At 56.3% G+C, this 8,293-nt stretch carries 8 protein-coding genes; 3 read left to right on the forward strand and 5 right to left on the reverse strand.

Annotation, left to right across the window (positions count from 1 at the left end):
• Window positions 1-91 precede the first annotated feature (91 nt).
• A complete protein-coding gene (locus E4021_RS15765; RefSeq protein ID WP_168797643.1) occupies window positions 92-1,312 on the forward strand; it encodes a glycosyltransferase family 4 protein in 1,221 nt (406 codons plus the stop codon).
• Here E4021_RS15765 and E4021_RS15770 read toward each other — a convergent pair.
• The 5 genes from E4021_RS15770 to E4021_RS15790 form a co-directional block, all read right to left on the reverse strand.
• Complete coding sequence (locus tag E4021_RS15770; RefSeq protein ID WP_136460343.1) at window positions 1,298-2,497, reverse strand: glycosyltransferase family 4 protein; 1,200 nt, start codon at window positions 2,495-2,497, stop codon at window positions 1,298-1,300. The two genes, E4021_RS15765 and E4021_RS15770, sit on opposite strands and share 15 nt — an antisense overlap.
• Window positions 2,498-2,526: 29 nt before the next feature.
• The gene (locus E4021_RS15775; RefSeq protein ID WP_136460344.1) at window positions 2,527-3,972 is read right to left on the reverse strand and encodes an MOP flippase family protein; all 1,446 of its coding nucleotides are present in this window, start codon (window positions 3,970-3,972) and stop codon (window positions 2,527-2,529) included.
• Window positions 3,973-4,036: 64 nt separating this feature from the next.
• Entirely contained in the window at window positions 4,037-4,663 is a 627-nt protein-coding gene (locus tag E4021_RS15780; protein ID WP_168797644.1) for an acyltransferase, read from the reverse strand.
• Window positions 4,647-5,786, reverse strand: a complete 1,140-nt coding sequence (rffA, locus tag E4021_RS15785; RefSeq protein ID WP_136460346.1) for a dTDP-4-amino-4,6-dideoxygalactose transaminase — start codon at window positions 5,784-5,786, stop codon at window positions 4,647-4,649. Before rffA ends, E4021_RS15780 begins: the two co-directional genes overlap by 17 nt.
• A gap of 308 nt (window positions 5,787-6,094) precedes the next feature.
• Entirely contained in the window at window positions 6,095-7,366 is a 1,272-nt protein-coding gene (locus tag E4021_RS15790) for a choice-of-anchor C family protein (protein ID WP_168797645.1), read from the reverse strand.
• A gap of 270 nt (window positions 7,367-7,636) precedes the next feature.
• On the opposite strand from E4021_RS15790, the gene tnpA (E4021_RS15795) reads away from it, so the two are divergent.
• Complete coding sequence (tnpA, locus tag E4021_RS15795) at window positions 7,637-7,981, forward strand: IS66 family insertion sequence element accessory protein TnpA (RefSeq protein WP_136460348.1); 345 nt, start codon at window positions 7,637-7,639, stop codon at window positions 7,979-7,981.
• A partial coding sequence (gene tnpA / locus E4021_RS15800; protein ID WP_168797646.1) for an IS66 family insertion sequence element accessory protein TnpA occupies window positions 7,974-8,293 on the forward strand: 320 nt, incomplete at its 3' end. The genes tnpA (E4021_RS15795) and tnpA (E4021_RS15800), both read left to right, overlap by 8 nt.

An 8,293-nucleotide genomic window follows, 5' to 3' on the forward strand; every position in this document is an offset into this window, starting at 1 on the left:
GCAGACCGGGCACTGAGTAAATCGCTCCAATAAACTATCGTTTGTGGCCAAAGGTATGACTTCCAGCAAACTACGCCAACGTATCCTTTTAGTGAGTTTCAGGTGGTGTCCGCAGGGAGGCGTAGGCACCCGGCGCTGGAGCAAATTCGCCAAGTACCTTAGTCGCCGCGGGGTGGTCACCGAGGTGGTGTGTGCCGATTATCCGCATCGCGACCGCGTCAACTGGTGCGCCGACGTGAATGGCAACGACCACATCATCCGCCACGCCACGCCGTCCGGTTACCCCGACTGGCTCAGGAACCCCCGCCGCGGTTTTCTGGTAAAGGCCGGTTCGCGGTTATTGCAGCGCACTTCCCACCCGATGGATACCGCCCAGGGCTGGGGGAAATACTTTGTCGGGGCGTGCCGCAGGTTGCTGGAGGACGGGGAGCCCTTCGACGCCGTAATCCTTACGGTGCCTTCCTTTTCCGCCCTGCCGCCCTTTGGGGAATTGGCCGGGGATTACCCGAACGTCCGCTTTATCGTCGATTACCGGGACCCGTGGACGTACTTCCTGCCGGATTACGGCCGCAGCGAAAGTGCGCAGCGGGAGCAGTACACCGCCCTGGAGCGGGAAGCCCTGGCGGCCGTCGACCAGGTCTGGGTGACCACGGAAGAGCACCGCCGGGAATATTCCCGGCGGTTTCCGGAAGCGGACCTCAAATTCAGGGTGCTGCACAACGGCTATGACCCCGAGGACTTCCCCGCCGCCACGCCGGAGCGCCTGATCCGCAACAACATGATAGCGGTGTGCCCCGGCACCCTGATACGGGAGCGGCTGGATACACTGGTAACCCTCCTGCGCGCTTTGCTGCGGGTGGACGACCCCGTGCTGAACCAGCAATTCCGCGTCCACCTCTATACCAACGATCGGCCGGACCTCGACGGCTACGAAGGGGAAGTGAAGCAAGCGTACAAGCGTTTCGTGCGCCTGCACGCGGTGGTGCCGCCGGCGGTCATGGCCCGTATCCTGACCGATTCCCGCTTCGGCCTGGTCCTCCACGAGGCCAACTACGCTCAGACCGTGCCGATCAAGGTCTACGATTTCCTGGCCGCCGGATCTGAGGTCATTTACCTCGGTCCGCCCACGGAGGTAAGCCGGCAGCTGGAGGAGAAGGGGCATTTCTGCGCGACCGACGAGGTGGATGCCATGGTACCCCTGCTCCACCGCCTCGCGGCCCGGCACCCGCGCACCGCCGCCCCGGCGGATGCCTTTCCGGAGTACGCTATACCGGCGTTGACGGATCGGTTGCTGCTGTTACTTACTCAGTAAGGATGAGTATAGGGCAGCCAGTTTTTTACCGCTGTTTGCCACGTTGTACTCGGACCGAACGTGCTCGATGGCCGCCGCGGAAAACCGTTGGTAGGTTTCTGTCGGCATATTATAGAACTCGACAATAGATTCCGCCAGACTTTCCGTGTCCTTTTCCGCTGACAGCAGTCCGGTTACTTTATCCACGACTTCGTCGGGAATATCGCAGTGGTGGGTACTGATGACGGGCAGCCCTGCCGCCTGAGCATCCAGAATTACGACCGGCGCCCCGCCTTCACAATCGTAATTTCTGGCGTAACAACTGGGGTGGATAAATACGTCGAAATCTTGCAGATAGGTAGATAGCCGAGCATAATCTATGCTGCTGACCAACTCTACGGCATTACCGAGTTGCAGGTCTTTAACGGTTTGAAACACCTCTTCCGCAACCGCCTGGTCTTCTGGTCTTTTCGCGCTTCCCACCAGCGTCAGCCTGAGCCCGGGGCAACGGGGCAACGCCTTGGCGAAAGCACGGAGCGTATATATATGTCCCTTTTTCTCGGTGTAGTTGGCGATTTGAATCAACCTGAGTTGCCCGGCTTCTTTCTGCCTGGTCAGGGGCGTAATTTTTCCCGGTTCGATACCCAATTTAACCACGTGGATTTTGGATTTGGGGCATCCATAGTCTGCCAATATCCGCGCTCCATTATTGCCTTCACACACGAAGGCATCCGCCTCGGCAAACAGCTGCCGGTAGGCCGACATGATCGTTGGATCTGCTTTGGGTGCCATCTCATAGTCGTAGCCGTAAAACGAGACGACGTGCTTGCACCCCGAACGATTGATCAGGTTTTTCTTTCCGATCGCAACCGTGGCAAAATGGGAGTGGATGACGTTTACCTCGTGTTGCTTCAATGCTTGGAGGTACACGCTCTGGTGGTGGGCCAGCAACAGTTTTTCCACCGCGCTGAGTGCGGCGTACAACAGGCGCTCCCGCAAGGTTTTGCCGGAGACATACCTCCGCATTGCGTCGTTCACCCCCGGCAATCCGTCGTTCAGGTACGTCACCCCATCGAGGTAAAAATTGGTCTTGCGGTATATACTGGCGTACACCAGCACGCGCTCTACCGGGGTATGCTTTATCAGATTGTACGCCCAATTTTGTGAGGTGGGCAAGTACGCAAAGAAGTTGTGCAGGACGGTCATAGGCTGGCGATCATTGTAATACCCTTGAGCTAGCGCTCCTGCAGGATACGTTTCAGGTACCGTAGTTCGTCAATGCCCAAAAGGTAGGATAAGAGCAGGTAAATTCCGGCGCCGCTAGACACCAGCAGCAACAAACGCGACAGGTCCGGCCAACTGTTCAAGAAGATGCGGTCCAACAGCCAAACGGATACCGCCATCGTAACCGCCGCCAGCAATACGGTGAAGAGGTTTTCACAGATTTCGTAAAGGGAGAGATCGATCAGCTTGCCCATGTAGTGAAACATGAAAAAGGCTACGGTGGTGGAACTCAGCAGGTAGGCCCAGGCGATTCCGGTCAATCCGCCCAGGTAAAGCCCAACTGCCATGGCCCCTACCATAACCACTTTGCTGATGATACCGGTCACAAACTGCAGGCGCGTAGCCCCCTGCGACAGGAAAATGTTGCCTTCGAGCGTGGAGATCGATTGCACCGCACCGAGGGGGGCCAGGATTTCAATGACGGGAACCACGCCCATCCACTGGGGTCCCAGGAGCAATGCGATGAACGGCTCGGCAACCACGCACAGCCCGAACATCATGGGGAAGGTGAGGTACCCGATCACCCGGGTAATACGAAGGTAGATTCGTTTGATGCGCTCCTTTTCGTCCTGGATCTGGGAATAGGCGGGAAACATCACCCCGGAGATTACATTGGAGATGTTGTTGAGCGGCAGCAGCATCAGGGTGTAGGCCCGGGAGTACACGCCCAGCGCATTTTCACCCAGGACTTTGCCGACCATCAGATTGTCCGCGTTCCTTGTCCAGTAGTTCAGGGTCTGCGACCCCATCAGCGGCAGGGAAAAGCTGACCATTTCGCGGATGGCCGATTTTTCGAGTATCCACCCGGGACGCCAGGAAGAGATGTACCAGATGCCGACATTGGTACATAGAATCGTCGCGTATTCCTTCACTACCAGACTCCAGTACGACATTCCAATCAACGCCGCGTAGATGCCTGCTCCACCCCCGACCAGTTGAGCTACGATACGAATGATCGTCAATTGCTTGAACTCCATCCGTTTGCGAAGTAGCGCCTCCTGCACCAGGTTGAAGGACTGGAAGACAAACGTCCAGGCAATAACGATGGTGACTAGCCGCAGCTCCGCTTCGTTGTAGAAATCGGCGATGTAGGGGGCGGAAAAGCAAAGCACTACCGCGATAAGAATGCTCACCGACAGGTTAAGCCAGAATACACTTGACCAGTGTCGTTGATCCGATGATTTGTTCTGGATGATCGCACTGGTGAATCCGAAATCGACGAAGACGCTACCGAAACCCGTAAGTACGGTCACCATAGCGATGAGCCCGAACTCCGCCGGCGACAAGAGACGCGCCAGAACGATTCCCAGAACGATGGTGCTTACCTGCACTACCCCCCGGCTGACCGCGTTCCACTTCAGGCCACTAATGGTTTTCTTCCGGAAAGAATTACTCATTGGGTAATTTTTCGGGCACCAGTGCTACTTGCCTGGCAAGGGGTATCGTGCCTCCAGTCCACCCTCAAGACTCAGCCGGTGGCGTTGCTTGCGGTACCACGTAGGACTGATGCAGTTCGGGGTGGCGTTCGAGGAACGGGCGATCCTGGTCGGCGACATCTCCGACCACCTTGGCCGGACAGCCGGCCACGACCTTACCGGAAGGAACATCCTGGGTGACAATGGCACCCGCGGCAACAACCGCGAAGTCGCCAATGGACACACCCGGTAATACTTTGCAACCGGAACCCAAATAGGCGTACTTGCCAATGGCGACCGCATCTTTGAAGTACCCCAATTTCTGGTCTTCGGGTACACGGATGTATTCTTTTCCGTACAGACGGATTGCACAGTGACTGCTGTGCGTAAACACGCCGCTCATCGCCGCAATCTGGGTCCCCTCACCAATCGTCAGGCCGCCGGTACCGTCTAACAGGCAATAATGCCCGATATACACGAAATCGCTCAGCCGGATCTTTTCCTCGTGGTAAAGCACGGTGGTATTGCTTATCCGGGTGTTATGGTAGGTAATACCGTTCAGGGCATCACGGTATGGACGCACCATGCGCGGCTTCGCTCGGTGATCGATGAGTTTGTATACTCCCGATAAGGAGAGTAGCCGTTGCAGGAATCTTTTAATCGGGCTGCCCATAGTACGATTCGATGGCACTACAAACCCGGTTAATATCATCCTCGCCAAGGCCCACCCAAAGGGGCAATCTCAGCAATCGCTCGCTCTCCTTGGTGGTGTGAATATCCTGACCGTGAAACGTTCCGGTCGCGTGTCCGGCAATGGCGGAATGCAGGGGTATATAATGAAATACGGTATGAATGTCCTGCTGCTTGAGGTAATCGATCAGGTTCTGGCGGTCCTCAATGTCCTGACACTTGATGAAGAAGAGGTGACCGTTGTGGCTGCCTGCGGTTAAGTCGGCCAGTGCGATCCGTCCGGCTTCGGCCAGTGGTTCCAGTCGCTCACGATACTGCTCCCAAAGGTCCCTGCGGGTCGACGTCACCCGTTTCACTTCCTGCAACTGCCCGTACAGGAAAGCGGCGTTCAATTCACTGGGCAGGTAGCTGGATCCCATATCGACCCAGGTGTATTTGTCTATTTCTCCCCGCAAAAACTTGGTCCGGTTGGTGCCTTTTTCCCTGATGATCTCCGCCCGTTGGATGAAGGCCGGATCGTTGATAAGTAACGCGCCTCCCTCACCACAGTGAAGGTTTTTCGTGTCGTGAAAGCTTATTGCCCCCAGATGGCCCAGGGTGCCGAGCGCCTTTCCTTTGTAGCTGGATCCGATACACTGAGCGGCGTCCTCGACCACGTAGAGGTTGTGTCGCTGCGCGATGTCGAGGATGACCTCCATATTGCACCCTACCCCTCCGTAATGTACGGGAACTATGGCCTTGGTTCTTGGCGTGATGGCCGCTTCGATCAGCCGCTCATCGATATTCATCGTACCGGGATGAATATCTACGTAGATAACGGTTGCTCCGCGTAGCACGAACGGATTGGCCGTAGATACAAAGGTGTAGGACGGCATGATTACCTCATCCCCTGCCTGAATATTGAACAGCAAGGCCGCCAGTTCAAGGGCGTGGGTGCACGAGGTGGTAAGCAGAACCTTTCGGGCCCCCGTCTGACCTTCCAGCAACTGGTTCGTCAACTTGGTATACTTCCCGTCCCCGCTCAATTTTCCACTTTCAATCGCGTCCTGCATGTAAGCGATCTCCGTTCCGGCAGTGAAGGGTACGTTGAAGGGGATCTTGTTCATGGTAGAAGCGCGGATGTGCCGATGAGTACGGAAGTAAGCCTGAAGGCACGCAAAGATGGGGAAAAACCGGGAGCTCCCGGTTCATGTCCGAGCTGCTAGCCTATCACGCCAGAGACGACCAGTCTGCCGCGCCGCGGACTGGACCGCAACGAGCTCATTCGTCGAGATTGGCCGGTCGGGCAAGGATTTGCCCCAGAGATCGGCCCCACAATCGTAGGTATAGTTGGTTTGGATGGCTGGGAGATCACCTCTTGGGTCCGGTATAATCCCGGTGGCAAGGGTGTGCGGCGCGGAAATTCCGGATCTCGCTATTTGCCCGGGTTGACTACCATCACCTCCCCCCGAAAGATTTCTGTCCGCCCGTTCCCGCTCAGCACTTCAATGGAATACACGTAGGGACCAACATTCACCGATTTGCCGCGGAATCTACCGTCCCACCACCTATCGGTGTCGGAAAATTCAAAATCCCGGGCCTCGTATACCAATTCTCCCCAACGGCTGTAGATGCGGTAATCCGCAATACGTGCTACTACTTCACTGTTCTTGAACAGCTCAAATACGTCGTTTACGTCATCACCATTAGGTGAAAACGAACTGGGGATGTAGATGCTTTCCTGACAGGTGTAGGAGAACTCCGGGTCATCCGGCTCCAGACAACGTCCGCAATCATCGATCATGGCGATTCCGTTCGGCGTGCCCCCACAATCCACGCAGGATTGGTTGAAGGTGGAATCTCTGGGCTCAAGACAAACGCCACACGCGTCGACGACGGCCGTACCATCCACCGTTCCGGCACAGTCCGTACAACCCACATTAAAGGCCGGATCTGTAGGTTCAAGGCATTTTCCGCAATCGTCCACTACCGCACTGCCGTTCACCGTGCCGGCGCAGTCGCTGCAGCTCTGGTTAAAGCCGGGATCACTGGGCAGTAGGCATACGCCGCAGTCGTCCACTACCGCAGTACCGTTCACGGTTCCGGCACAGTCGGTACACGTCTGATTAAAAGCCGGATCGCCCGGTTCCAGGCACACGCCGCACTCGTCGGTGACGGCGGTACCGTTCACCGTGCCGGCGCAGTCTACTTCTACCAGCACCAGGTTGTCGATTGCCGGTCCGCAGTGACCCGGATTCTGGCTGGTAAAGGTCACGGTAGTTTGACCGGAAGTGGCTACGAACGAAAAGATTTCCGCACGCCATCCCATGTTCTGAGATGCTTTCCCGGTGACGTCAAAGCGATACACCCGTGAGGAATCGTTTGCGGTGACCTTGAGTTCCTTCACGGGTGGGCCGTCGCAGTTGGGGTTTCCCGCGAAGGCGAACTGCAGATAATATTGCTCGCCGGCAGTGGTATTGATGAAGGTGGATACCGCCCCCGGTTCGGTGCCATTCATGTCGAAGCTCCGCCTGCCGTCCGCCGCCGTCCAGTAGGTTCCGATGTAGTCGATGCTACCGGATTCGACCCTCCAGTTGGTCACGATTTGATCGCCGGCAAAAAGTCGGATAAATGAATTACCGGGATTCTGAGTGGCTTGCTCTACGCTGCCGTTTGGGATCGCTTGGCCGGCAAGTGTCGCTGACATGCACCATAGTACCAAACAATTAAAGATATTCCATTTCATTTGCAGAACCGCTGGCGAAAAAACACATTAAGAATACGGGGAATATATGCCAACATTCTAGCATTTCGGCACTGAACGCAAAAAGCATTCATAGATATGCCCCGGTTTATCAGTCTTGATTGAAGGATAATTGGGATTTCGCCCGAACGAGTTGTACGCTTCCCCCTCCCCGCAACCACTTTTTAGTAGAACTGACCCGAAATTAGTTCACCTTTCCAAAGTGGTTTCACCATGCGAAAAAGCAAGTTCACCCCCACCCAGCGGCTCGAGATCCTGGCCCAGGCCGACGCCGGCGCTCCCGTAGCCGATCTGTGCCGCCAGCACCAGATCAGTGCCGCGACCTTCTACAAGTGGAAGAAGGAGCAGGCCGACGAGGCCGACGAAAGCAAACGGCGGATCAAGGAGCTCGAGACGGAGAATGCCCGCTTGAAGAAAATGTACGCCGAGCTGAGCATTGATCATGGCATACTTTCCGACGGTTATGCAATGCTAAAAAAGTGTAAGCGTCCGAGCAACCCCGTCTTGTTTAGGGGTATAGTGGGCAAGAGTTTTGCGGGCAAAAGCAATCGTGGATAAAGCAAAGAGAATACAGGCCCTGGTGGAGCGCCAGGCCAGTTCGGGCCAGTCGATTAAGGATTTCTGCGCCGAGGCGGGGATCAGCTACGCTACCTTTCATTATTGGCGTCGCAAGTCCCGGACTCTCAGGCAGGCGCCTTCGGCCGACGTGGGCTTCATTAGTCTAAAATGTTCGCCGCCGCCCCCAGAGCCAGCAGCGGCGGCCGCCGCTACCCTGGAAGTCAGCCTGCCGGGAGGTTTACGCCTGTCCATCTCGGGTATTGACCCGGAGCGGCTGACCGACTTGTTGCACCGTCTGGATCAGCGGTATGC

Origin of the sequence: Neolewinella litorea (assembly GCF_004803465.1) — a bacterium.
Taxonomy (GTDB): Bacteria; Bacteroidota; Bacteroidia; order Chitinophagales; family Saprospiraceae; genus Neolewinella; species Neolewinella litorea.

Excerpts from the sequence above, each read along its gene's own strand:
- E4021_RS15790 (WP_168797645.1), bottom strand. The coding sequence starts at position 7,366 with ATGTCAGCGACACTTGCCGGCCAAGCGATCCCAAACGGCAGCGTAGAG.
- E4021_RS15770 (WP_136460343.1), bottom strand. The coding sequence starts at position 2,497 with ATGACCGTCCTGCACAACTTCTTTGCGTACTTGCCCACCTCACAAAAT.
- rffA (WP_136460346.1), bottom strand. The coding sequence starts at position 5,786 with ATGAACAAGATCCCCTTCAACGTACCCTTCACTGCCGGAACGGAGATC.
- E4021_RS15780 (WP_168797644.1), bottom strand. The coding sequence starts at position 4,663 with ATGGGCAGCCCGATTAAAAGATTCCTGCAACGGCTACTCTCCTTATCG.
- E4021_RS15775 (WP_136460344.1), bottom strand. The coding sequence starts at position 3,972 with ATGAGTAATTCTTTCCGGAAGAAAACCATTAGTGGCCTGAAGTGGAAC.
- tnpA (WP_136460348.1), top strand. The coding sequence starts at position 7,637 with ATGCGAAAAAGCAAGTTCACCCCCACCCAGCGGCTCGAGATCCTGGCC.